Genomic DNA, 24,288 nt, shown 5'->3' with positions numbered 1-24,288 from the left:
CGGTGGATAGCCAGGGTTCCAACGCCATCATCAGCCGGCTCCGCGTGGGTACGATTACCCACGTCCGGGTCTCCGGCGTCATCGACGAAACCTTTCCGCTGACGGCCAGCAGCCCGGATCTCAACGGGCTGTTGGTGGTCGACCTGGGCCGGGTGGAGCGCATCAGCTCCTTCGGCGTGCGCCGGTGGATTGAATTCGCCGCCAAGCTGCCGCCCGGAGCGCTGGGGCTGTACGTCGTCCACGCGCCCCCCGTCATGGTGGACCAGCTCAACATGGTGGAGGGCTTCGCGGGCGTCGCGCGGGTGCTCTCCCTGCTGGCGCCCTACACCTGCCGCACGTGCAACGACGACCGGCTGCGGGTGGTGAACCTGCAGGACGAGGCGAAGACGCTCGAGGAGGAGCGCGCGCCCGAGCACACCTGCCCGGTGTGCTCCAACCCGCTGGAGTTCGCGGACCAGCCCGGCGAGTTCTTCGACTTCGCGCGCCGCCAGCAGTTCGGCACGGTGGACCCGGTGGTGATGCGCTACCTGCGGGCGAGCATGCCCGCGGAGCAGCCGGAGCTGGCGCAGCACCTGAAAATCGTCCAGGACGACATCACGTACATCACCCTGGCGAGCGTGCTGAAGGGCGACCTCAACGTGCGCCGGCTGGCGTCCGGCCTGGAGGGCCGCGTCGCCTTCGACTTCAGCCACGTCAGCAAGGTGGAGCCGGAGGCGCTGCCGAAGCTGGAGCAGGTGCTGGAGACGGCGGCCCAGGGCGCGCAGGTGGTGCTGTGCCGGCTGCCGCCGCCGGCGCTGGCCGTGCTGGCGCGCTCGCAGCGGCAGCCTCCCGCGCGCATCGCCTCGCTGTGGCTGCCGTGCGAGTGCCGCCACTGCGGGCAGGTGAGCCACCAGCGCATCCTCGCCGCGGACTACCTGGCGCAGCTGCGCGCGCAGCAGTCCAACGTGGAGAGCGCGTGCCCCATCTGCGGCGGCATCGCCAGGGTGCCGCACATGCCGCAGCTCCAGGGGCTGCTGGCGCGCGTGCCGCTCACGGACCGGCCGCTGGAGGACATGGAGGCGCTGGAGCCGCGCGCCCTCAGTCAGTACCTCTTCGGCTCCACGAACGTGGACCCGCAGGCGAAGACGGGCAACTCCACCGACATCTCCAACTCGCTGGGCAGCACCAAGCTGAACATCATCCGGCGGCTGGGGCAGGGCGGCATGGCGGAGGTCTTCCTCGCCAAGCAGGTGGGCGTGAAGGGCTTCGAGAAGTTCGTGGTGATGAAGAAGATTCTCCCGCAGTTCGCGGAGAACCCCGAGTTCGTCGACATGCTCTTCGCGGAGGCGCGCGCCAACGCGCGGCTGACGCACCCGAACGTGGTGCAGACGTTCGACGTGGGCGTGTCCGACGGCGTGGCGTACATCCTGATGGAGTACGTGCGCGGGCCGGACCTCAAGAAGCTGGTCAACGAGCTGCGGCGCAAGGGGCTGGCGCTCCCCATGGAGCACGCGCTGCGAATCGTGGCGGAGGTGGCCGCGGGCCTGCACTACGCGCACGCGTACGTGGACCCGGCGGGCACGCCGCACCCGGTGGTGCACCGCGACGTCAGCCCGCACAACGTCCTCATCTCGCTGGACGGCGCCGTCAAGCTGAGCGACTTCGGCATCGCCAAGGTGGCGGGCGAGGAGCACACGCAGGCGGGCGTGCTGAAGGGGAAGATTTCGTACATCTCCCCGGAGGCCGCGTCCGGGCGCTCGCTGGACGCGCGCAACGACGTGTTCGCGCTGGGCGTGGTGCTCTTCGAAATCCTCACGGGCCAGCTGCCGTTCAAGAGGGACCACGACGCGGCCACGCTCAACGCCATCGTCCGCGAGCCCGCGCCGGTGCCGTCGCAGCTCAAGCCGAACATCCCGCAGGACGTCTCCGACCTCATCCTCCGCGCGCTGGTGAAGGACCCGGCGCGGCGCACGCCGTCGGCCGCGGCGATGCGCGAGGAAATCGAGGCGGTGATGGCGCACCACCGCCTCAACTCGTCGCCGGCGGCGGTGGCGCAGTTCTTCAAGGACACGCTGGGAGACCGGCTGACGGAGTTCGCGCCGTCGACCACCTCCGGCACCGGCAGCCACCCGCGGCCCATGCCCTCCGGCACGGGCAGCGGCAACGTGAATACGGGGGACATGGTCGCCCCGACGGACGGTCGCGCGGCGAACCGGGGGAGCGGCTCGCACCCGGCGGGCACCGGCAGCGGCAGTGGGCCCCGGCCCACGGGCAGCGGCCCCCGGCCCGCGACTCCGCCTCCTGTCGCCGCGCCTCCCGCGCGTCCCACGGGGAGCGTGCCGCGCGTGGCGGCGCCGCCGCCTCCGCCTCCGCCCGTGACGCCTCCGCAGCCTCCGCTGCCCGAGCTCCCCGAGCTGGACATGGAGGAGCGCACGGAGGTCGTCCCCCTGGCGAAGGGCCAGCCTCCGCCGGGCATGGACGCGCTGGCGGCCCGCGCGGCCTCGCCGGTGCGGCCGTCGCAGCCGCAGCCCGCCATGGCGCACCCTCCGCGTCCCTCCGCGTCCGTGCAGGCCGTGGCGCCCGGGCCGCATGCGACCCAGACGCGGCAGCCCGCGCATCCGACCGGACAACACGCCCGGCCTCCCGCCGCCGCGCACGCGGCTCCGGCCCGGCCGGCACCGCACGCCGCGGCCCCGGCTCCGCGTCCTCCTCCGGAAGCCGCGGCACCCGAGGCGCCGAAGGGCGCATCCTGGAAGTGGATGGCGCTGGGCGTGGGCGGGCTGCTGGTGGTGGGCGCGGTGGCGCTGGTGATGATGCGCGGCTCGGGCTCCGGGTTCATCAACGTGGAGGAGGGCGAGCACGTCTACGTGGGCGGCCTTCGCCTGGAGCAGGACTCGGCACCGCTTCCGGCGGAGGGGCCGCTGCTCGTCTCCACGGCGGTGGGCGGGAAGCTGCGCCGCTTCGGGACGACGCTGCAGCGCGAGGGCATCGACGTGCGCACGCTGGCGGACGTCCAGCAGCAGCCCGGGACGAAGGGCCTGCTGAGCGTGACGGGCGCCTCCCAGGGCTGCCAGGTCCAGGTGGGCGGGTCGATGCTTCCGGGCGTGACGCCGCTGGTGAAGTCTCCCATTGAAGCGGGCCGCGAGTTGGAAGTGCTGGTGAGCTGCCCGGGTGGCGTGAGCAAGCTGTGGGTGATGGCCGTGCCGGGGCAGGAAATCGAGGTGAAGGCGCGGTAGCAGCACCAGGCAGCGGCGCGTCACACCTCCGGGCGCCGCACGCGCCCCCTGCTCCACGACGAAGGGTGCGTAACGCATGAAGGGTTGGAGCCTCTTCCCCCACCTCGTGGTGCGCACCACGGGCTTCCCCTTCGACTGGCTGGAGCGCCTGGGGTGCCCGGAGTCCGCCGCGGGAGCCCGGCGCCTGTCCGCGGAGCTTCGGGCGCTGGACGCCCTGCGCGCCCAGGGCCCCCGCGTGAAGCGCCCCCCGCGCGCGGTGCTGGCGGCGCTGAAGGCCGGGCGGCCCGTGGACACCGAGGGGCTGGAGTCGCCGGAGGTCTTCACCGCGTGGAACGCGCGCGCCCGGGCGGCCCGGGAGGCGGAGGACGCCTTCACCGCGGCGCTGGAGCGCGAGAGCGCGAGCGTGGAGGCGGCCATGGCCGCGCTGCGCCGCGAGCCGCGCTTCCTGGAGGCGGTGGCCAGCTCCAGTCCGCCGGTGGCGGGAGATTTGCTGAAAGGCCGTGACGATGCGCGGCTGCGGCGGCAGGTGGCCAGCTACCTTCAGCGGCTGTGCGCGAAGAACGAGACGATGGGCTTCTTCGGCCCCATCAACTACGGCCGGGCGGCCGCGGAGGCCCCCACGGGGGTGACGCTGCGCTGGTCCGGGCCGGAGGTGCTGGTGGGGCGCAACACCTTCGCGGCCTCGTGGCTGGTGCAGGGGCTGGTGCGTGCCATCGCCTTCGACCCGGAGGTTGCCTCCTGGCTGGTGCTGCGCCGCAAGGCCTTCGCGGAGGTGCCCGCGCGCAAGACGGCGCCCACGCCGGAGAGCGCGGAGGAACTGCTGCCCCGGCTGGTGGAGCTGGCGGACGGCACGCGCACGCTGGCGGGGCTGGCCTCGTCGCTGGGCGTGGCGCCGGGGCTGGCGCGCGAGGCGGCGCGGCTCGGCTGTGACAAGGGCCTGCTCACGCACCAGCTCGAGGTGCCCGCCGCCGTGCACCACCCGGTGGACGACCTGGCCGAGCGCGTGGCGGGCCTGCCCTGTCCGGCGGCGCGGCGTCACGTGGAGGGGCTGAGCGCGCTCGTGGAGCTGATGGGCCGGTACGGCGCGGCGGACGCGGCGGGGAAGATGGCCCTGCAGGCGTCCTTCGCGGAGCGGGCCCGGGCGACGTGGGGCGTGGCGCCGCCGTCCGAGCGGGGCCCGGCGTCCGAGTCGCACAACTTCTACCAGGACCGGCTGCCGCTCCGGGAGGAGTGCGGCGGGGACCTGCGCGTGGAGGTGGGTGGCGAGCGCGCCAGCGAGCTGGCGACGCGGCTGGAGCCCGCCCTGGCGTGGATGGGTGAGGCGGCCCGGCGCACGCGAGAGGCGGCTCGCGCGGCGGTGGCGGGACTGGTGGGCGCGCGCACGGTGCCCTTCTGGAAGGTCGTGGCCGCGTACGCGGACCGGCCCGTGCCTTCGGACACGTCGGTGGCGGACCTGCTCGCGGGCGCCATCTCCGACGCGTCCGTGCGGCACGTGGAGCTGGGAGGCGTGGCGGCGCCGTCGACGCCGGAGGATGCGCGGGCGCTGCCGCTCGTCACCTCGGTGGACCTGCTCGTCGGCGCACGGGACGTGGAGGCGTGGGGCCGGGGCGAGTACGAGCTGGTGATGGGCGACATCCACGACACCGCGCTGGTGTGGGGCTGGGCGCTCCAGTTCCACGAGGCCCGGGGGAAGGTGGAGAGCGGCATGGTGCGGGCGCTGGGCGCACTGCGCCGGCCGATGCCGCTCCTGACGGTGCTGGCGTCGCGACGCACCGGGCTGTTGCCCTCGGAGTTCCCTGGCCCGGTGGTGGAGCTGGGCGGGGTGAGCGCTCGGGCCTCGGCGTGGCGGATGCCGCTGGATGACCTGTTCGTGGAGAGCGACGGGAAGAGCGCGCGGCTGGTGTCGAAGCGGCTGGGCTCCGAGGTGTGCCTCTACAACGGAGAGCTGGAGAGCCTGGTGCATACCGCCTTCGCGCTGCCGCGCATCCGCCCGCTGCGGGTGTCGCTGGGGGCGCATACGCCCCGGCTGACGCTCGGCGGGGTGGTGGTGCAGCGCGAGCAGTGGCGGCTGGGCGCGGAGGAGCGGGAGGCCCTGCTCGCGGGCAGGGATGACCGCGCGCGGCTGCGGGCGGCGGTGGACGTGTGGGAGGCGCGGGGGATGCCCGACTGCGTCTTCGCGAAGTTCAAGGACGAGCGAAAGCCCGTGCTGGTGGACGTGCGCAGCCCGCCGCTGCTGCGCGTCTTCCTCAACCTGCTGGAGCAGAAGGAGGAGGTCCTCCTGTCGGAGATGCGGCCCGCGCCGGACCAGCTCTGGCTGCGAGGCCCCGGAGGCCGCCACACCGTGGAGCTGCGCTGCACGCTGCTGTGGGGCGCGCCGCCGCCGTCCGACGTGGAGGGTGGGGAGTGAGGAGGCGCGTGTCATCGTGCCCGGGCCCGACGCCCATGCCGGACGCGGGCGTGCAGGTCGTGGAGCGAGCGGGGTTGGGGACCTCACAGCCCCGCCTGCCGCAGGGGGCGGGTGTCAGCCGCTCGGGTCGCCTCGGCGGATGCGCGCGAGTGATGTCGCCGCTCGCCGCCCGTCCTGCCTTCCGCGAAGTCGCACCGGAGGTACGGAGATGAAGCTGCTGGTCCTGCCTCCACACCGCGACGTGACGCTCGCTCCGGATGCTCTCGCCGGGTGGCACGTCCTGGACGTGGCCCGGGACTTCTGTCGCCGCATCGTCTCCGACGCGGCGATGGCGGAGGCCCTCGAGGCGCGTGTGACAGCGCCCGCGGCGCCACAGTCCATGCGGGAGCTGCTCCTGCTGCGCGCGGCTCAGGCGCTGTCGGCTCGCGAGGACCGCCAGGGCCACACCCGGCTCCGGGCCCTGGGCGCGGTGCTCACGGCCCTCTCGGGGCCTCCCAGCGGCGTGCGCCTGCGGCTCGATGACCTGGAGCTGGAAGAGGGCACCACCGAGCGGAGCGTGGACGTGCTGCGCACCGTGGGACAGCCTGCCCCCTACGCGGAGGACCTGGCCCGGGCCGCCGCGAGCTTCACGCAGGCGGAGCGCGTGCGCCTCTGGCTGGAGCGGGACCAGCAACTGCCGGCGGCGGCATGGCTCGCGCGGGCCTGTCCGCCGGAGGTGCCGCTCGAGGTCGCGGGCCCCTTCGCGGCGGCGCACCGCAAGGTGCTGGCGCGGATGCCCATGTTCCAGCGCGCGGAGTTCGTCGACGAAGCCGCGCCCCTGCGCTGGCGCGTGGCTCCGTGGCCCGATGAGCCGGGCCCGGAGTCGCTCGTCTGGATTCCCGAGTCACTCGACCTGCTGGTGTGCACGGTCGCCCCTCCGCGCAACGACTCCGATGCGCTGCTCTTCGACGCACCCGAGCCCAGGGACTTGAGGACACTGACGACGAAGCAGGTGCTCGGCGCCTGCACGCCGGACGAGGTGAAGGGCTTCACCGGCGGCGCTCCCTGGGGTGGCCATGTGCTGGCGGCCTCGCTCCTGCACGCGGAAGCCCTCATCGAGAGCGGCTGCCGCGTGGCGGTGGTGGGGTTCTGCGCCGTGCGCGAAGGCTTCGTGGTGGACCCGTTTGGCGCCCGGATGGACGTGACGGCCATGGTGCGCGGCGCACGGCGTCTGCGGGAAGCGGGCGTGCGGGTCGTCGCGGAGTGGTGGGTGGGGGCGCCGGGCGTGGACGAGGCGGCGCTGGAGGAGACGCTCACCGCGCTCGAGACAGAGCCGCTGTTCGACCACGTGGCCGGAGCGCGTCCCTTCCATTGGCCCCTGGAACATCGGGCCATCGACCGTCCGTTCCAGCGTCTCTCCATGGAGCCGCAGCGCTCTCCGCCGGACCGGGACCTCGCCCGGAGCCAGCCCTTCGAGGCTCCGAACACGATTCCGACTTCACGGCTCCCGGAGGTGCTCGCGGCCCTGAGCACCCGGCTGATGCAGCGAGCCCCCCTGAATCCGGGCCGTGTCGCGGCCGCATGCCTCCGAGGGCCCACGGCTCCGTCGCCCGTGAGAGGCGAGCCCGCGGACACCTCCGAGCGCGCGTCCATCCGCCTGGACGACGACTGCGCGCTGGTCCAGCTGCCGGCGTCTCTTGATGGTGCGCCGAAGCCGACGTGGTACGCGGCGAACCTGCGCACGGGCACGGTGCTCGCGATGGATGCGCGCCTCGCGCCGAAGCTCGCGGGCCTGGACCACCCGCGGCCCGCGGCCGAGGCACTGGGCGCCGTCCCCGAGGCACAGCGGCGCAAGCTGGTGGACACGCTGGTGGGCAAGACAGTCCTGACGAGGGTGCACGAATGAGCGAGACCTGGACGCTGGGCGAGGTCTTCGTGCTGCGGCACGCGGGCTTCCCGTTCGACTGGCTGGAGTCGCTCGGGCTGTCGGGGGAGCTGCTGGCGCAGACCTCCCAACTCCTCGCGGACGAGGACGCGCTGCTCGCGGCGGCCCGGGCCGACGGCGGCGACGCGGACGCTCGGGCCCTGCAGGAGTCGCTGGCCCAGGGCCGCGAGCCCGCGCTCAAGCCCCGCCATGGCCCCGCGCTCAGGGAAGCGCTGGCCCGCTACCTCGAGAGCCGCCAGTCGCTCCAGTCCCGCTACGCCGGGGAGCGCACGGGCCTGCGCCGGCAACTGCGAGAGCGCGCGGCGGACCCGGCCATCCAGGAGGCCGTGTTCCTCTCCAGCCCGGCCATGTTCGACAACGTCTGGTCGCGCTACCTGAAGGGCGGCGAGCGGCCGGACACCTCCGACGCGCGCCGGGTGGAGCGGCAGGTCTACACGTACCTGCAGCGCTTCTGCGCCAAGAACGAGACGACGAGCTTCTTCGGTCCCATCTCCTACGGCGAGCGCACCCACGACGACGGCTACGATGTGCGCACGGTGCCCAGCGGCAACACGCGCCGCCGCACGTTCTTCTCCTTCTGGGCGGTGACGGAGCTGGCGCGCGCCGTGGGTCGCGAGCGCACGCTGCGCCCCCACCTGCCCCTGCGCCTCAACCCGCTCTTCACCGTGACGCCCGGCCGCGCCGCGTGCGCCCCGCTGAAGCTGGACGTGCCCCTGTCCCCCCAGGCGGAGCAGCTGCTGGCCGTGCTGCGCGAGCACCCCACGCCGGTGCAGGCGGCCCGGGTGCTCGGCGTCGCGACGGACGACGTGGAGCGGCAGGCCCTGCCGCTGGTGAAGTCCGCGCTGCTGCTGTGGGGCCTGCCCTTCCGGCCCAACGACTTCGGCACCTTCGAGAGCCTGCGGGACTCCGTGGCCGCGCTGCCCGAGTCCGACGCCCGCGCCCGCTGGCTGGAGCGGCTGGACACGCTCGCGCGCATGCGCGCCGACTTCGAGACGGCGGACCTCACCCGTCGCCGTGAGCTGCTGCCTCGCCTGGAGGCCGCCTTCACCGAGGCCACCACCAAACCCGCCCGGCGCGGCGAGGGCCAGGTGTACGCGGACCGGCTCATCCTCTACGAGGAGGCCAGCTCTCCGTTCCGCCTGCGCTTCGGTGCGCGCTTCACCGAGGAGCTGGAGGCGGCGCTCACGGGCGCGCTGGAGCTGTCGGCCGCGTACGGCGAGAAGGTGCAGCGCGGCTTCAAGGAGCAGGTGCGCGACGCGCTCGGCCCGGACGAGACGCCGGTGGACCTCCTCGAGTACGCGGTGCGGCTGCGCCCCGACAACGTGTCGGGGAGCCGCTTCTCGCCGGTGCCCCCGGTGCTGCTGGAGGAGGACGGCGCCCGCACGCGCGCGCTTCCCACGGACTTCCTCGGCACCTCCACGCCGGGCGGACGCTACGCGCTGCCGGACGTGTGTCTCGCGGCGAAGCCGGACGGCGGCGGCTTCGAAATCATGCTGGCGCGCGTCCACCACCACCTGCTGCTGTGGAGCTGGCTGAGCGCCTTCCAGCCGGAGCGCGAGCGGTATGCCTCGGTGGCCTCGCGCTGGCTGGACGCGGACCCGGCCGCGCGCGGGCTGGTGGGGCTCTCCATCCGCCGCCGCAACAAGGGCTTCTACGTCTTCCCGGGGCGGCGGCTGGTGTACTCGGTGTCGGACGTGCTGGACGTGGAGGACGGCGCGCTGACGCCGGCCGACGTGAAGGTGCTCCCCACGCCCCAGGGACCGGTGCTGGTGGACGGGAAGGGCGAGCGGCTGAGCCTGTACCTGCCGCTGGACGACTTCTCCTCGTACCCGCCCTTCGCGGCGCTCGCGCATCCCCAGGTGCTGCATGCGCCGCTGCGCACCAGGGGCAGCCACCTGCCGCGGCTGAGCGTGGGCGGCGCCGTGTATCAGCGCGAGCGGTGGGACCTGGCCGCGGAGCGGCTGGCGAAGCCCGCGGGCTTCGAGATGTTCCTCGCCGTGCAGCGCGAGCGCCGGGCGGGCGGGTGGCCCCGCTTCGTCTTCATGCGCAGCTCGAAGGAGCGCAAGCCGTACCTCATCGACACCGCGAGCCCCTTCGCCCTGGACCTGCTCTCGCACCTGGCCCGCGAGGCGGAGCGGCTGTCCGTGGAGGAGATGTACCCCGCGCCCGAGCAGCTCTGGCTGAAGGACGCGCGCGGCCGCTACACCTGCGAGCTGCGCATGCAGTTCACCCGGTGGACCGGCGGGCAGGCGTGACGAAGCCGCAAAACGCGGCTGGCGCCCTTTGACATCCGGGGTGTATCAGCGGCCAGAATGCCCCCATGCCCGGGCCTGGCGGGGCTTTCCGCCCCTGCTGGGATGACGGGCCCTTTTTTCTGGAGAGAGAGCCCATGGCTGGAGAGAACCAGGTCGTCCCCCCGCCGAAGAAGCTGAAGAAGCCGGTGGCGGAGCTGCGCGCCGAGCTGCTCGCTGACAAGGACGTCAAGGAGCAGGCCCGCCTGATGCAGATCGACGTGGCCGAGTACGTGGAGAAGATCCTCGACTACGCCCAGAACCCCGAGAAGCCGCCCCAGCTCATCATCACCCCGGACGAGGAGCTGAAGGCCCAGGACCCCAGCGTGCCCACCGTCGAGGAGCTCCAGACGCACCTGGAGAAGATCATCAACGGCGAGGTGATGATCAGCCGCGCGCAGCAGCTGGACGGCTTCAACGACAAGGACGCGGACGCCCGCTACAAGACGGCGCTCGCCTCCGACGCCGCCCAGAAGGGGGCGCCCGAGGCTCGCAAGGGCGCGTCGCCCACGTCCCTCCAGGCTGATCCGAAGAAACCCTCCACGCCGAAGAGCTGAGCCGTCCACCGGGGACGGGCATTTTCCCCCGGATTTCACGCTCCGTTGAATGCCAAACCCCTGGATTCTCAGGGGTTTCCATCGGACGGACAGTTTTTTCGGGTAACACGGAAACAATCAGGCCGGGTCCCCGACAATCTCCTCAACAGGAACACTTGATGGCCGCACCGCGGCCACTACCAAAAGGACTCGACCATGGGTGGAATTGGCAAGGCTCTCGGCAAGGTGATGGACGTCGTCAAGCCGTTCGTGTCGATGGTCAACCCGCTCCTGGGCGCGGCGATGGGCTTCGCCAGCGGCCTGATGCAGGGCAAGAACCCCCTGCAGTCGCTCATCGGCGCGGCCACCGACCTCATCCCCGGCGGCATGGGCGGCGTCATGGGCAACGTTCTCGGCAAGTTTGGCGGGAAGGCGCTCATGGACGGCATGGGCGGCAACAGCCTGCTGAGCGGCGCGCTGAACCTGGCGACCGGCAAGAGCAAGGTCACCGACATCGTGGGCGACTTCCTCAAGAGCAGCACCACGAAGGCCTTCACGGACCAGGGCATGCACAACACCCGCGAGCTCACCGCTCAGCGCATGGCCTCGATGCTGTTCCAGTAATCGATGACCCCCATCCCCTACGTTCCGGAGCTGCACTTCGAGCAGATCAAGGGCTGGCTGCAGCTCTGGAACGAGTCGATGACACACGACGCCCTGCCGCAGACCGGGTTCATCATCCCGGGCCGTGCGGCGGGGTTTCTGTATCGTACGGACAGCTCGGTGGCGCTCATCGAGAACCTCGTCGCCGCGCCGGGAATGTCGCGCGAGGAGCGCTCCACGTACGTCGACGCCATCGTCGACGCCATCTGCAAGGAGGCGGCGAGGCTCGGCTTCAAGATCCTCCTCGGCTACACGCAGCTGGATGCGGTGGTGAAGCGCGCCGAGCGCTTCGGCTTCGCGCACATCGGCAGCAACTTCCACCTGGTGGCCCTGCCGCTCAACGCGGCCAAGGAAACCGGGACTTGATGTGCGGCCCCGCGCAGACCTCGTGATTCTCGGAGCTGGCGTCGTCGGCCTTTCGGCCGCGCGCCGGCTCGTTTCGCTTGGAGCCTCCGTCACCGTGCTGGACGCCGTGGACCCCGGAGGCCGGGGCTCGCGCGCCGCCGCCGGTGTCGCCATCCCCTCGGTGCGGCTGTTCGACGACCTGGAGCTGCTCGCCTTCGCGCGCGCGGGCCGGGCCGCCCTGGCCGCGGACCTCGCGTCGCTTCCCGACGGGGCCCAGCTGCGACGCGGGCAGGGCATCCTTCGCGTCGTCCCGGACGCGAAGACGCGGGACTCGCTCGCGGAGAAGGCCGCGAAGGACGCGGAGGGGCCGGGCCTCTGGGTGGACGCGGCGAGGCTCGTGGAGCTGGAGCCCGCGCTGGAGGGCACGCCCCTGTTCGGCGCCTTCGAGAGCACCCTCGGCCACATGGTGGACACGGACGGCTACGTCAACGCGCTCCGGGACGCCGCCATCCGCGAGGGCGTGCGCGTGCGGACGGGCACTGCCGCGCGCTCCATCACCGAGACGTCCGACGGCGTCGAGGTCCACCTGGAGGGCGAGACGCTGCGCGCGGACCACCTCCTCGTCAGCGCGGGCCCGTGGTCCGCCGTCGTGGAGGGACTGCCCGCCCTGCCGCTGAAGCCCGTGCGTGGGCAGATGCTGGTGGTGCACCAGCCGGGGCTCCAGCTCACGCGGGTGGTCTCCGGCCCGTCGTACCTGGCCCCCTGGCGCGCGGGGGAAATCGTCGTCGGCGCCACGGAGGAGGACGCGGGCTTCGTGGAGCAGGTGACGCCCGCGGGCCTGCTGCACCTGAGCGCCACGGTGGCGAAGCTGGCGCCGCGCCTGAGGGACGCCCGCTTCGTGCGCGCCTGGGCGGGGCTGCGCGCGGTGACGCCGGACGGCCGTCCGTACATCGGCCGCTACCCCGGCACCCGGCACACGTACGTCGCCACCGGGCTGGGAGGGCAGGGCATCCTCACCGGCGCCTTCACCGGGGCCTGCGTCGCGGAGCTCCTGGTGCACGGCCACTGTGACGCAGTGGCTCCATTCGACCCGGCTCGCGCCACGGCCGCGAAGCCCTGACGCCAGGGCCGCCGGCCGGTACCGCTGCCTCGCCCTGAACGGGCGGAGGAGCTTCGTCCGTGCGAGGCAGCATGACCTCACGGCGTCATGCTGAACCTGCCACTCAGTACAGCTGCACCGCGTCGAACGGGCGGTTGAGCTTCGTCCTCGCGCGGGGCAGCGCGGCCTGCACCGCCTTCGCGTCCCCGCTCGTGAGCGCCTCCACGAGCGCCGCCGTCTGCTTCGGCCAGGTGGTGCTCGCCTGGGCGCAGCGCAGGGCCTCGGTCCAGTCGGTGTGGCCGCCGGCCACCGCGAGGCCCGCGAGGCTCTCCGCCACCTTCTGCGGGTCTCCCACGGCGCGGGCGTGCTCCTCCGCGCGGGCGAACCACTCCACGGCGGCGGCGGGCTGCTGCTCGTCCAGGAACAGCCGCCCCAGCTCCGCGGCGATGACCTGCCGGTGGAAGGAGTCCCCCAGCTCGTCCGCGTTGGCGTACGCCTCGGTGAAGTGAGCCACGGCGGCGTCGCGCTCGCCCGCGCCCAGCTCCAGCCCGGCCAGCCGGTAGCGGTGGTGCTTGGCGAAGTTGGCGCCCCAGCGCTCGCTGATCTTCTCGAAGCGCCGCCACGTGGCGATGGCATCCCCGAACTGCCGCGCCGTCTCCTGCAGGTAGCTGGCGTTGGAGATGAGGTTGATTTTCAGGTGCGTGGCGCTGGCGTCGTGCAAATCGCCCACGCAGCGCATGGCGAGCTTCTCCTCCACCACCGCCTTGTCCAGCTTGCGCTCCTGGAACCAGGTGAGCGCGCACACGTTGCGCAGCCAGCCCTCCTGCAGCGCGCGGTCCGGCGCCGTGCTCCGCTCCAGCGCGGCCAGTCCCGCCTCCACCTCGGCGCGCGCGTTCGGCAATTGCCCGAAGCGCTTGGTGAGCGTGAGCGCGCGGAACATGTGCAGCCGCGACACCAGCTCCGGCGGAATGCGGCACGCCAGCCCGCGGCCGAAGGCCTCCATGGCGGCGTCGTGCGAGCCGGTGAACACGTGCACCACGCCCAGGCAGCGGCAGAGCAGCGCGCGCAATTCCTCCACGTCGCCCAGGCTGCTCCGGTCAATCTCGATGGCCGGCGTGGTGAAGCCCGTGTCCAGCGAGTCCCACGCGTCGGCGACGCGGGCCGCCAGCGTCGCGTCCGGGGCGTCGTCCAGCAGCGCCAGCCCCTGCTCCGCGGCCAGCATCGCGCCTTCGTAGTTGGTGGTGAAGAAGCACGCGCGGATGGCGAGGATGGCCGCGGCCACGCGGACCTCACGCGCCTGCGCGCCGTCCACCGCGAGCTGCAGGTAGCGCCCCTCCAGGTCCACCGCGGGCTCCGGCACGCGCGAGGACACCAGTCCCGGCCCGGAGGCGCGTGGAGCACGCATGCGGTCACACAGCGCATCCAGGTAGGCCTGGCGGCGGGCCTCGAAGTCCACCGCGCCGTGCGGCCGGCGCACGTTCCACCCGGTGAGCAGCAGCGTCCCGTCCAGTCCCTCCAGGCGGCTCCACTCGGCGGCGCGCATCACCGCGCGCAGGCTGACCAGGTCGCACTCGCCCGCGCCGTGCAGCACCAGCGGGCGGCCGCTCGCGCGGAGCGTCTCGACGATGGCCTTCGCCGCCACGTTGAGCACCCAGAACATCTGCTCGGACTCGCGGTGGAGCCGGCGCTCGGAGGGCGTCAGCGCCAGGTCGCTCAAGTCGGGCACGCCGAGGATGGAGCCGGGGAAGAGGCGGTTCCACTCCGACGGGTGGGCCCGTGCGAGCGCGCCGACGACTTCCGGCGCCGCTTCCTCACAGGCGCGCAACACCTTCCGCAGCCCACCGAAGGCGACAGGCAGCGCCACGCCCGCGTCGACCTCCAGCGCCCGCGAGGGAAGAACGGAGGGGACTCCGCCCGCCACCGAAACGGCCAGCGCGCGCGTCCTCATGGGCAAGGCCCTACTTCAGCGGCGGGGTGGACAGCGGGAGCATGCGGTGCGGGCACGACGAGGGGGCAGCTCACGGTCGGCTCCTCGGAGGGGAGCTCCATCCTCACATCGTCCGAGAAACCGAGCAATCCACCCCATAACAGAAATCCCACCCCCCTGTACGGGGGCGTCCAGCGGTTGACGGCCGGCTCACGCGGGCTGCTTCGACGCCTCGGGCACGCCCTTGCTGTAGTGGAGGATGAGCCGGGGAATCCACCCGTCGAGGTTGCGGGCTCGACGCAGTGCGGTGAGGTCCATCTCCCGGTACGGAACGCCCCGAGCGCCGCGGGCGTAGTAGTGGATGACCCAGGCATTGTCGACGAGCCACTCCACCTGGTTCTCGGAGAGCTTGAGCTCGCCCTCGAAGCCCGTGTCCGACGGCCAGTTGAGGAGGCCGGTGAACAGCTGGTCCACGCGGAAGCGGCGCGAGTCGAGGACGCGGTTGGCGATGTTCTGGTCCGTCCAGTGGTCCCACTGCGCGTCGGGGATGGCCTTCATGGCGGTGAGCCAGGCCTCGGCGAACGGGTCTCCCGGCGGGCTGGCACAGACGCCGGCGCAGCGGCGGTGCGCGTCCCAGCACTCCTCGCCGATGGTGAAGCGCTCCACCGCGGGCAGCGTGCGCAGGGTGAGCGTGTCGAAGGAGTCCAGGTACCAGCCGCCATGCTGGTGCAGCGCGAAGGCGCGCATGCGGCGCGCGGCCACGTCCATCCGCGTCGTCTGCAGCGCGCTGAAGTACTGCGTCAGGTCCTCGAAGTGGACCTTGGGCAGCAGCGGCTGGTAGCGGGGGATGCTCTCCGGGTTGCAGTAGACGCGGACGACGGCGCTCTTGTTGTGGGCAATGGCCGAGCGCACGGCGGCGACCAGGCTGGGACGGATGATGTGGTCGTGGAAGATGAAGGTGAGGGCGGGAGTCATGGCGGGCCTCAGGGTGCTCCCGCGGCGAGCGGGCGCGGTTCAGCGGGGAGGGCGGCGTTGCGGAGGGCGTCGAAGGCGTCACCCATGAGCGCGCGGATGGCGTCGGTGGGGTGGGCGTGCCAGTAGCGGTGGTGGACGCGCTTGGGGTCGACGTTGGCGTCGTGCACGCAGGCGACGAAGAAGGACGGGTCGTCCAGCACGAGGAGCTTCCGGGACGGGTCGCTCCAGAGGAAGCGTGCGTCCTCGCCGACGTTGATGTCGGGGAACGGATTGCGGCGCCAGGAGTCCCGTGTGTAGCAGAGCGTGTTGCCGGACACCCAGGGGCGCTGGCCGACGGGGTACACGTACTGCCAGGAGCGACCCGTCGTGGGCTGGTGATAGTAGACGCGGGTGAGCCCGCAGGCGCTCGCGCTCGCGCGGAGCAGGGACGACACCTGGTAGGTGAGGCGCGTGGGCGCGGACCAGTCGTCGTCGTCCCAGTGGACGATGACGTCGCCGCGCGCCGCCTGACACGCGAGGTTGCGCTTGGCGCCCAGCGAGTGGCGACGGTCCAGTCGCACGTAGCGGATGCGCGGGTCCTCGGGCAGCAGGTCGCCGACGGGCTCGGTGCCGTCGTCCACGACGATGAGCTCCCGGTGCTCCCAGTCCTGCGCGAGGAACCAGCGCACGGCGAGCGGCACGAAGCGGCGCCGGTTGAGCGTGGGCATGATGCAGGAGACCTGCGTGCCCTCCTTCCCCGGAGGCGGGGTGACGCGAGCGCGGGCGGGAAGGGCGGGCGCAGGGGCCGAAGGCGCGCTGACGCTCACGCTGGCCACGCTGTCGCCCGGTGGGGGAGGCGTCGGTGGCTCCGCGACAGGCGGTGCGGAGACTTCGTTCGCGGCGGCCACGCTCTTGACTGACGGAGGCTCCTCGACGAGCGGTGCGGAGACTTCGTTCGCGGCGACCACGCCGTCACCCGATGGTGCCGTCACCGTTTCCACGCCAGGGCGGGCGGCCACCGCATCCGTCGTGGCCCCTCCGTCGAGCGTGGGAGGAGGCGCGGCCCCCGCATCCGCCCGCGCCACCGTGGCCAGCTTCTCCAGCACGACGAGCGAGCCCGCCATGTGCACGCGCCGGAACCTGCCGCCGCGCAGCAACTCCTGCACGAAGCGCTTCACGCCCGGAAAGTAGTCCGCGCAGTCGTGGAAGGCGGCGAGCCCACCGGTGACGAGCCACGGCTCCAGGTGTCGGAAGTCGGCGGAGACGCTCGCGTAGTCATGCAGCCCGTCCACGAGCAGGAAGCCGATGGGCGCGCTCCACGGCACGGAGGGCGCGCTCCCGAAGTGGACGCGGACGCGCGACGCGAGCCCGGCCTGCTGCAGCGTCCGCAGAAGCTTGTCGCGCGTCGGGCCCGCGTGCTGGAACCCTCCGTCGAGCGAGCCCACCACGCCGTCGCCCGGGTCGATGGCGTGGATGGGCGCGGGCGAGCCCAGCACCTCGGCCACGCGGCCCAGGACGACGGTGGCCTTCCCGCAGAAGCTGCCCACCTCCACCACCGCGTAGGGCTCCGGCTGCGACGACAGCGCGCGGGACGACGCGGCGATGAGCAGGTCCGCCTCTTCGTCGGACAGCCAGCCCTCCACCTTGCGCATCTCCGCGAGGATGGGCCAGGTGAGCAGCAGCTTCGGCGCGTCGTCGTCACCATTCGCGGCCATGTCGGCCAGCGAGACCTCCACCGCCTGCGCCTCCACGGGGTCCACGCTCCGCGCCGCCCGAGCCGTGCCCTCGTAGTCCAGGTACCGCGAGCGCACGTGTGCGCGCAGCGGGTCGTCGAAGCGGCGGGGAATGGGGTGTGCCCAGAAGCCGGCCGGGTGGGCAATGGTCGCGTCGAGCTGCGCGGGCGTGTACCGCACGCGGTAGCGCACGAGCTCGTAGTTGCACGGGCTGGTGAGGAGCTTGTGGCCCATGAGCGCGACGAGGGTGGGGAAGAGCACCTCCTCCGTGGCCCAGATGCGCGAGCGCCGGAGGATGTCGTGCAGCTGCGAGTCCCCGTCCCACAGCCTCACCAAATCTCTCGCGGCGTCCGCGGTGAAGACGGTGGAGGGCCAGAAGGTCCAGTGGACGAACTGGGCCTCGCCTTGCGGGAACCTGCGCAGGAAGGGCCGCCACAGGTCCAGCTCGCGGCGGGCGTTGACGGCGGGGGCGGCGCGGTTGCTCGGGCTGCGGGGCGTCTGCACATTGCCCAGCAGGCCCGCGCCGGGGTTGGCCTTGAGGAAGTCACCGAGGAACGCGGAGTAGCCCGGCCGCAGCCCGAGCTGGTCCGAGTCGACGATGGTCATCGCGTCGAACGGCTCGTTCGCCAGCGCGTAGCGGAAGCAGTCGAGCGCGAAGTCATGCAGCCAGCCCCACTTCATCGGCTTCGGGGAGGGGTGCACGACGGCGTTGTACTTCTCGAACGGGAAGCCCGTGAGCAGGTCCGCGTCGCGGCCGCCGTTGTAGAGCAGGATGCGCGAGTCCGGGTCCAGGTGGTGCAGGTTGCGCACCAGGTCGATGACGCACTCCCGGCTCTCGTGGACGAGGCAGGCGAAGGTGTTACGCACGGCAATCCCTCCGGAGGTCGGGGCGCGGTGGCGCCGGGGTGAATGACTTGCGGTGCCCGGTGGCTGCTGTCACCCTCGTCGGGTGCGGAGGTCGGGGGGACCGTCCCGCTCCGCGTGAGCCCCACCCAGGAGACGTCGCATGCAGGATTTTGCTTCGGAGCCGCACTTTCCCTGGGAGCGCTTCGCGGGTGAGCTGGCGAAGGAAGGACTCGCGCCACCGGACGTGGAGGCCATCGTCCAGCATGCGCGTGAGACAGCCTTTCCGCACCTCGAGCCCGGGCAGACCTCTCCCCCCTCGCTGCTCTCCGTCGCTCATGAGCAACGGGATCGGCTCGGCCGGGAGACCTACAATCGACTCATCCATGACCTGATCCAATGGCTGGCCCGAGGCCCGGTCCCCGGTCCCTCGCGCGGCGTCTGGGAAACGCTGTTCCAGCGTGGCTGCCCGCTCGACCATCTCTGGGCCCTGCTCCAGGACTGCTGCAAGGACCCGGAGGCGGACGTCCAGGACTGGGAGGCAGTCCCGGAGAGCGCCGCACTGGCAAAGGCCTCGGAATACGTGTCGCTCTGCTTCCCCCGTTCCTCGGGTCCATGGCCGGGGTACGGATGCACGACGGTCTTCGAGACGGTTCGTGAACGACTGGCCGTCTTCATCAAGTATCGCCACCAGAGCCCGGGAGACGTGGCCGGCGACCTGCTCATCCTGAGGGGCACGCTCTCGTCGGCGGTGCTGAAGCGGCTCGATACGGAGGCGCCCCTGCCTTCCGACCTGGCGCGGGCGCTGGCTGGTGCCAACCCCCGCTCGGCGACGCCTTTCCTCGACTCGGGGTTGCCCGCCCAGGTCGACCTTCTCGAAGTCCGCAAGTGGGTCGACCACCTGGGGGCGCTTCTCCATCGCGGCGACGTCTCCCGGGATGTCCCCGGCGACCGCTTCGTCCTGAGGGACGAGCAACCCCGTCAGGACGCCTGCGGGCTCCCGGAGCGTGCACTCCCACCGCCTCCGGACGAGGCGCTGTCTCGCGAGGTCGTTCGTCGGGCCGCCGAGCACGATGACGAGCTCACCCCTGATGCACTGTGGGAGCAGAAGCTGTTCATGGACCCGCTGCGCTGGTTGCGGTCGGTCCTGGCTCGCTAGCGTCGCGGGGCTCATTTCCCACCCCCGGCGCGCTTCTCCATCGCGAGCGCTTCGTCGAACTGCATGACGTGGAAGCCCTCGCTGCGCAGCATCTCGAGCGCCTCGATGGACTTCTCGAACTCCTTGTTGCCTTTGCCCGCGTAGAGCACCTTGTAATACAGGACCCACTTATCGACGGTCTTGTACTTGTTCTTCAGCCCGATGAGCTTGGGGGTGCACTTGCTCTTGCAGGGGCTCTGATTGACGAAGACCTCGATCGTGCGCGGCGGGTTCGTGGGATGGGCGGCGGTGTAGCTCGCCAACATCGGCCCGAACATGATCTCCAGCTTCTCCTCCGCGTGCGCCTTGCCGCCGCCCTCGTTGTAGATGGCATTGCCCACCTTCATGCCGTTGACCTGCAGGATGGCCACGACGAAGCCCGTGTCCTTCTTCACCAGGGCGTTGACCAGGCCAACAATCTCCATGGCGCTGGCGGACGCCATGATTGCGAACTTGCCGCCGCTCTGCGGCTGGACCTTCAGCAGCTTGAGTCCCTCGGGCCCATAGGTCCGCGCGATGCCATCCAGCACCGCGGAGAACTCGGCCTTGTTGTTCAGGTCCTTCTGGCCGGACTTGAGGGCCTGCCGCACCTTGGCCTTCACCGCACGGCTCTTCTCGTCGTCCGCCTTCTCGTCCTTCTTCCCCTTCCCGCCGCCCCCGCCAAACAGCTTCTTCACCCACGCCCAGGCCTTCTTCAGCCAGCCGAGCACGGCGGCGCGGACCTTGGTCTGCACCTTGGTGATGAACTCGCGAATCTTCTTGGAGAGGCCGCCCAGGCCGATGAGCCGCGCCAGGAACGCGATGACGATGGGAATCAGGTTCGCCAGCGCGTTTTCAATCCACTTCGCCGCGCCGCCGATGGCACCCGTGGCGATGGCGTGCACCGAGTTCACCACCGCCTCGATGAGCGCGACGATGCGCGAGGCGTTCTCGATGACCCACATCACCACGTTGTAGATGGCGATGATGGCCTGGACGATGGCGCCGGCCGGGTTGAACATCGACAGGATCTTCGTGACGGCCTGCTTGACGATGGTCTCGATGAGCCAGTTCTGGATGGCGTCGATGACCATCTCCTTCAGGTTGGAGAGATCCTCCTTCAGCTTGTCCCAGAGCGCCTGGGGGCCGCCCTTGATGGTGACGGTGATGTACTCGACGAGCTTCTCGAGGAGCGCCACGTTGCGCTCGCCCATCAGCTTCACGGCCTCGCTGCGCATCCACGCGTAGGTCAGCCCGAGCACGTCGAGGACGAGCTTGAGGATGGACCAGACGTTGAGGTCGCTCGGCACCTGGATGCCGGCCTCGGCCAGCGAGCCGAACAGCCACGTCATGAAGCCCTTCTTCAGGTGCGTCCAGATGTTGCCGACGAACTGGGTGAAGCCCAGTTTGATGGCCGCGAGCAGGTTGCCCAGGAAGCCGATGGGGTCCGACAGGATGAGCTTGATGGTCTCCAGCCCCTTGCGGAGCACGGCCATCAGCTTGTCCTTGAACTCGGTGAGGATCTTGATGACCTCGCCGATGGCGTCCGCCAGCTTCTTCAGCGCGCCGGCGTTCTCCTCCTCCAGCTTCTTGAGCGCCGCGTCCGCCTTGTCGTGCGCCTCCTTGTATTTCTGCGCCAGCTTCTGGGCGAGGTCGTTCTTCTTCGAGTCGATGCCGCTGCGCAGCTCCTCGAAGCGGTCGTTCATCGCCTGCTGCGCTTCGCGCCCCACCGCCTGCAAATCCTTCGGCAGGCTCTCCACGTAGGACTTGATGGCGGTCTGTCCCTTGTCCACCTCCGCCTTCGCATCCGCCAGCCGCGTGTCCACCATGGTGGAGATGCGCACCGCCAGCGCGTCCATCTTCGCGGCGAAGCGCGTGCGCGCCTGTCCCAGGATGACCTTGATGCCTTCGGGCACGGGGCGGAACAGGTCCGCGAGCCAGCGCGCCTTGCCGCGCAGGCCGCTGTAGCGGTCGTCCTTGAACTTGTCGATTTCGCGGTTGGCGTACGACTTCATGTCCGCCAGGGCCGCCTCGGCGCCCAGGTCGAACAGCCGCATCACATCCGACTCGAGCGTGGACAGCTTCAGGTCCACCCGCTGCTTCGTCGTCTGGTACAGCTTCTCGATGTGGTCGCTGACCTCCTTGCGGCGCGCCTCGTCGCGCTGCTTGGCCAGCAACTGCCGAGTCTTGACCTTGGTGTTGCCGGAGACCTTCACGCCGCCCATCTGCGTCACGCCGGCCTTCGCGTCGCTGGACGCCTTGGCCTTCGCCTGCCCCAGCGTGGCCGTCTCGCTGGACACGTACTTCCCGGGCGCCGCGGTGGCGACCTTCTCCACGTTCGACTTCTGCGACAGCACGGCGGAGAAGCGCGAGTCGTTCGCCTTCTTGAGCCGCTCCGGCGTCAGCTCGGCCTCCTTCATCTGCTGGTCGGCGTCCTGCTTGGGCTTGCCCAGCGCCTGCACCTGCGCGGCGGGCTTCGGCGCGGGCATGGCCTCCGCGCCGTTGACGGGCGGAACCGCGACGGCGGGCTCCTCGGGCATGGGCGCTGAAGCGCGGGCGGGGACGGCGCCGGTGTCCGGGGGCGCGGCGGAGGCCTGCTCGGTGGGGCCCGCCGCCGTGTCCTTCTGCTCCTTCACGCCTCCGGAGACGGCGTCCTTCACCTGGGCCGTCTCGTTGCCCTCCATGAACTTGTCGGCGTCATCCAGCGTCTTCGGCATCACCTTTTCGATTTCCGCGCGCAGCAACGCGAGGAAACCGTTGGGCTCTGCCTTGGGCGCCTCCGCCGACTTCATGGCGTCCACCTGGTTGGCCTTCGCGCCGGCGGTCCGCTCGGTGGGCGGGGACACGGCGGCGGCCTGGGCCTCGGAGGCCTTCTGCGCGGCGGGCGGGTGCTGCTTCGTCTTCCGCGCGCTCTTCTCCAGCTGCTCCTTCACCTTGCGGAAGCGCGGGTCCTTCTCCGCGTCGCCGCCCACCTTCACCGCCGCGCCGCCCGGGGCCGCGGCCGTGGTGGCGCCGCCCTTGGGACGCGCGGGGGCCCCACCGCGCGCGGGAGCGCGGGAAGGACCTCGTGCGGCGGCTCGGGCGGGAGGCATGGGTGGTGGCTCTCAGCCCCGCAGGGAGGTGGCGCCGGGCCGGCGCAGGGGACAGACATCGCCGGCCTTGCGGTACTCGCGCAGGACGCCGGCCTCCAGGTGTGCCGAGCCGAGCGGCCCGCCGTCCTCCATCGCCAGCAGCGAGGCGTGCAGCACCGCGTTGCGAATCTGCCCGCCGCTGAGCTGGCAGCGCGCGGCCACCTCACGCAGCAGGCCCGCGTCCACCCCATGCGCGGCGGGCAGGTGGAGCTGCCACAGCGTCCAGCGCTCGGACGGGTCCGGGGCGCGGAAGTCCACCACCACGTCCATGCGCCGCTGGAAGGCGGTGTCGATGGCGTCCGCCGCGTTGGTGGTGACGATGAGGAGTCCCTCGTAGGACTCGATGCGCTGCAGGAGGTAGTTCGTCTCCAGGTTCGCGTACCGGTCCGTGGACGAGCCCACGCCGGTGCGCTTCGCGAACAGCGCGTCGCCCTCGTCGAAGAGCAGCACCACGTCCAGCTCCTCCGCGAGGGCGAAGATGCGGGCGAGGTTCTTCTCCGTCTCGCCGATGTACTTGTTCACCACCGAGGACAGCTCCACCCGGTACACGTCCAGCCCCAGCGCCGCGGCGACGAGGCGCGCGGCCAGCGTCTTCCCGGTGCCGCTGGGGCCCTGGAAGAGGGCGCGCACTCCGGGGGTGAGCTGCTTCGCCAGCGAGCCGCCCACGGCCTCGCCCATGCGCTCGCGGCCGCGGCAGCGCGTCTCCAGCAGGCGCAGCTCGCGCATCGTCTCGCTGGCTACGGAGAGCTGGCCCCAGTCGCCCTGCGTGGTGAGTCGCACGGCCAGCGTGTCCAGGGCCTGCCGGTTGAGCGCGCGCGTGGCCTCGCGCACGTCGTCGGGCTTCACCTCCGCGCGTCCGGCGAGCGCGGCGTGGGCCTGCGCCAGCCGCGCCGCGCGGCGAACGTGGCCCCGGGTGAGGCGGAAGGAGGTGCTCAGCTCGTCCACGCAGGCGCAGGGCCGTCCCGCCAGGCCCCGCTTCCAGTGCAGGGCCCGCTCCTCCGGGCCGGGCATGTCCACCGCGAGGGTGAGGGCGCGGTCCACGCCGCCGCCGGTGACGCCGCCCAGCCGCCCGAGCACCACGCCCAGCGGCCCGTCCAGGCCGGTGAGCTCCGGCACCTCGGCAGCCTCACCGGGGGCCGGCTCCAGCACCGCCACTGGAAGCGCGTGGAGCAGCGTGGCCAGCGGGCCCACCATGCGCCACCGCGGGTCGTCCCCCTTGTGCGGCCCCTCCACCTCCAGCATGCCCCGGCCCAGGGCACGGGCCACCGAGCGCAGCAGCGTGCGCCGCCCGTTGTGGCGGGGGCCCCTGACGACCAGCGCGCGGACTTCCGTCGAGCCCAGCAGTGAGGGCAGCCGGGTGAGCGCCTCGCGCAGCGGCTCCGGGACGATGAGCGGCTCGTCGCGCTCCAGCGTCGCGTGCGCGTGGTGCTTCATCCACGGCGCGGGCCGCTCGGGAGCCTCGCCGCGCAGCGCATCCCAGACGGCGCCGGGGACGTGGAGCGCCCACTCGGAGCGAGGGGCCTCGCGGTCCGTCACCTCGACGAGGCCCAGGTCCATCAGCCGGCGCAGGTGCGCGCGCACCTCGCCCCGGTCGTCCTCGCCCCGCCAGGCCGCGTTGAGCAGGCCCAGGGTAGGGCGGTGCAGCGTGGGCGTGCCCTGGAGCGCCGCGAAGAAGGTGCCGAAGCGCGCGTCCTCCTCCACCATGCCCACCGCGAGCAGCAGCGTCAGCGCCTCATGCTCCAGGCCGGCCGCCTGGCGCAGCGCGCGCAGGGGCAGGTGGCAGGACACGTCGGACTCCCAGGCGGCCAGCGCACCGGGCCAGTGGCCGGGGCCGTCCTCGCTCTCGAGCGCTTCGATGCCCAGCCCGGTGAGCTCCTCGCGGTACGACTCCAGGAAGGGAAAGCGCGCCAGCAGGGCGCGCTCGCCTCCGAAGGTGCGCGCGCCGTGGACCAGCACCCGCGTGGCCGCGGCGAAGAAGTACAGCTTGAAGTGCTCGACGGGCTCGGAGCCGGGCGCGGAGGCGTTCGGGGTGTCGGACATGGC

Annotated in this window: 14 protein-coding genes; 9 read left to right on the top strand and 5 right to left on the bottom strand. The window is 71.9% G+C overall.

The window, feature by feature from the left end; genetic code table 11:
* Nucleotides 1–2 precede the first annotated feature (2 nt).
* From ACX9TP_RS29700 to ACX9TP_RS29665, 8 genes are all read left to right on the top strand, one after another.
* Nucleotides 3–3,215, top strand: coding sequence for a serine/threonine-protein kinase (locus ACX9TP_RS29700; RefSeq protein ID WP_482974006.1), 3,213 nt, complete (start codon nt 3–5; stop codon nt 3,213–3,215).
* Between the two features lie 76 nt (nt 3,216–3,291).
* Nucleotides 3,292–5,622: a lantibiotic dehydratase family protein gene (locus ACX9TP_RS29695; RefSeq protein ID WP_482974005.1), complete on the top strand. Its 2,331-nt coding sequence runs from the start codon at nt 3,292–3,294 to the stop codon at nt 5,620–5,622.
* Between the two features lie 208 nt (nt 5,623–5,830).
* Complete coding sequence (locus ACX9TP_RS29690) at nt 5,831–7,507, top strand: serine/threonine-protein kinase (protein WP_482974004.1); 1,677 nt, start codon at nt 5,831–5,833, stop codon at nt 7,505–7,507.
* Nucleotides 7,504–9,801 (top strand): lantibiotic dehydratase, encoded by a 2,298-nt coding sequence (locus ACX9TP_RS29685; RefSeq protein ID WP_482974003.1) that lies wholly within the window; start codon nt 7,504–7,506, stop codon nt 9,799–9,801. The genes ACX9TP_RS29690 and ACX9TP_RS29685 overlap by 4 nt, the downstream gene beginning before the upstream one ends.
* Nucleotides 9,802–9,935: 134 nt before the next feature.
* Nucleotides 9,936–10,394, top strand: coding sequence for a hypothetical protein (locus ACX9TP_RS29680; RefSeq protein ID WP_482974002.1), 459 nt, complete (start codon nt 9,936–9,938; stop codon nt 10,392–10,394).
* A gap of 195 nt (nt 10,395–10,589) precedes the next feature.
* Nucleotides 10,590–10,997 carry a hypothetical protein gene (locus ACX9TP_RS29675; RefSeq protein ID WP_482974001.1) on the top strand — a complete coding sequence of 136 codons (408 nt, stop codon included), beginning with the start codon at nt 10,590–10,592 and terminating at the stop codon, nt 10,995–10,997.
* A gap of 3 nt (nt 10,998–11,000) precedes the next feature.
* Nucleotides 11,001–11,402 carry a hypothetical protein gene (locus ACX9TP_RS29670; protein WP_482974000.1) on the top strand — a complete coding sequence of 134 codons (402 nt, stop codon included), beginning with the start codon at nt 11,001–11,003 and terminating at the stop codon, nt 11,400–11,402.
* A gap of 22 nt (nt 11,403–11,424) precedes the next feature.
* Nucleotides 11,425–12,501, top strand: coding sequence for an NAD(P)/FAD-dependent oxidoreductase (locus tag ACX9TP_RS29665; protein ID WP_482973999.1), 1,077 nt, complete (start codon nt 11,425–11,427; stop codon nt 12,499–12,501).
* 103 nt (nt 12,502–12,604) lie between these two features.
* Here ACX9TP_RS29665 and ACX9TP_RS29660 read toward each other — a convergent pair whose 3' ends face one another.
* The 3 genes from ACX9TP_RS29660 to ACX9TP_RS29650 all read right to left on the bottom strand — a co-directional run bounded on the left by ACX9TP_RS29660 (nt 12,605) and on the right by ACX9TP_RS29650 (nt 17,961).
* Nucleotides 12,605–14,428, bottom strand: coding sequence for a tetratricopeptide repeat protein (locus tag ACX9TP_RS29660; protein WP_482973998.1), 1,824 nt, complete (start codon nt 14,426–14,428; stop codon nt 12,605–12,607).
* 189 nt (nt 14,429–14,617) lie between these two features.
* A complete protein-coding gene (locus ACX9TP_RS29655) occupies nt 14,618–15,382 on the bottom strand; it encodes a glycosyltransferase family 32 protein (RefSeq protein WP_482973997.1) in 765 nt (254 codons plus the stop codon).
* A gap of 8 nt (nt 15,383–15,390) precedes the next feature.
* The gene (locus ACX9TP_RS29650) at nt 15,391–17,961 is read right to left on the bottom strand and encodes a glycosyltransferase (RefSeq protein ID WP_482973996.1); all 2,571 of its coding nucleotides are present in this window, start codon (nt 17,959–17,961) and stop codon (nt 15,391–15,393) included.
* 139 nt (nt 17,962–18,100) lie between these two features.
* Here ACX9TP_RS29650 and ACX9TP_RS29645 point away from each other — a divergent pair, with 139 nt between their 5' ends.
* Entirely contained in the window at nt 18,101–19,096 is a 996-nt protein-coding gene (locus ACX9TP_RS29645) for a hypothetical protein (RefSeq protein WP_482973995.1), read from the top strand.
* Nucleotides 19,097–19,107: 11 nt separating this feature from the next.
* On the opposite strand, the gene ACX9TP_RS29640 is transcribed toward ACX9TP_RS29645, so the two are convergent.
* On the bottom strand, nt 19,108–22,206 hold the full coding sequence (locus ACX9TP_RS29640) for a phage tail protein (protein ID WP_482973994.1): 3,099 nt from the start codon (nt 22,204–22,206) through the stop codon (nt 19,108–19,110).
* Between the two features lie 12 nt (nt 22,207–22,218).
* The gene (locus ACX9TP_RS29635) at nt 22,219–24,285 is read right to left on the bottom strand and encodes an ATP-binding protein (RefSeq protein WP_482973993.1); all 2,067 of its coding nucleotides are present in this window, start codon (nt 24,283–24,285) and stop codon (nt 22,219–22,221) included.
* Nucleotides 24,286–24,288: the final 3 nt, after the last annotated feature.

The organism is Pyxidicoccus sp. M15, assembly GCF_056858435.1.
Note: the sequence above shows the minus strand (reverse complement) of the source record. Positions and strands in the feature narration are given on the sequence as shown.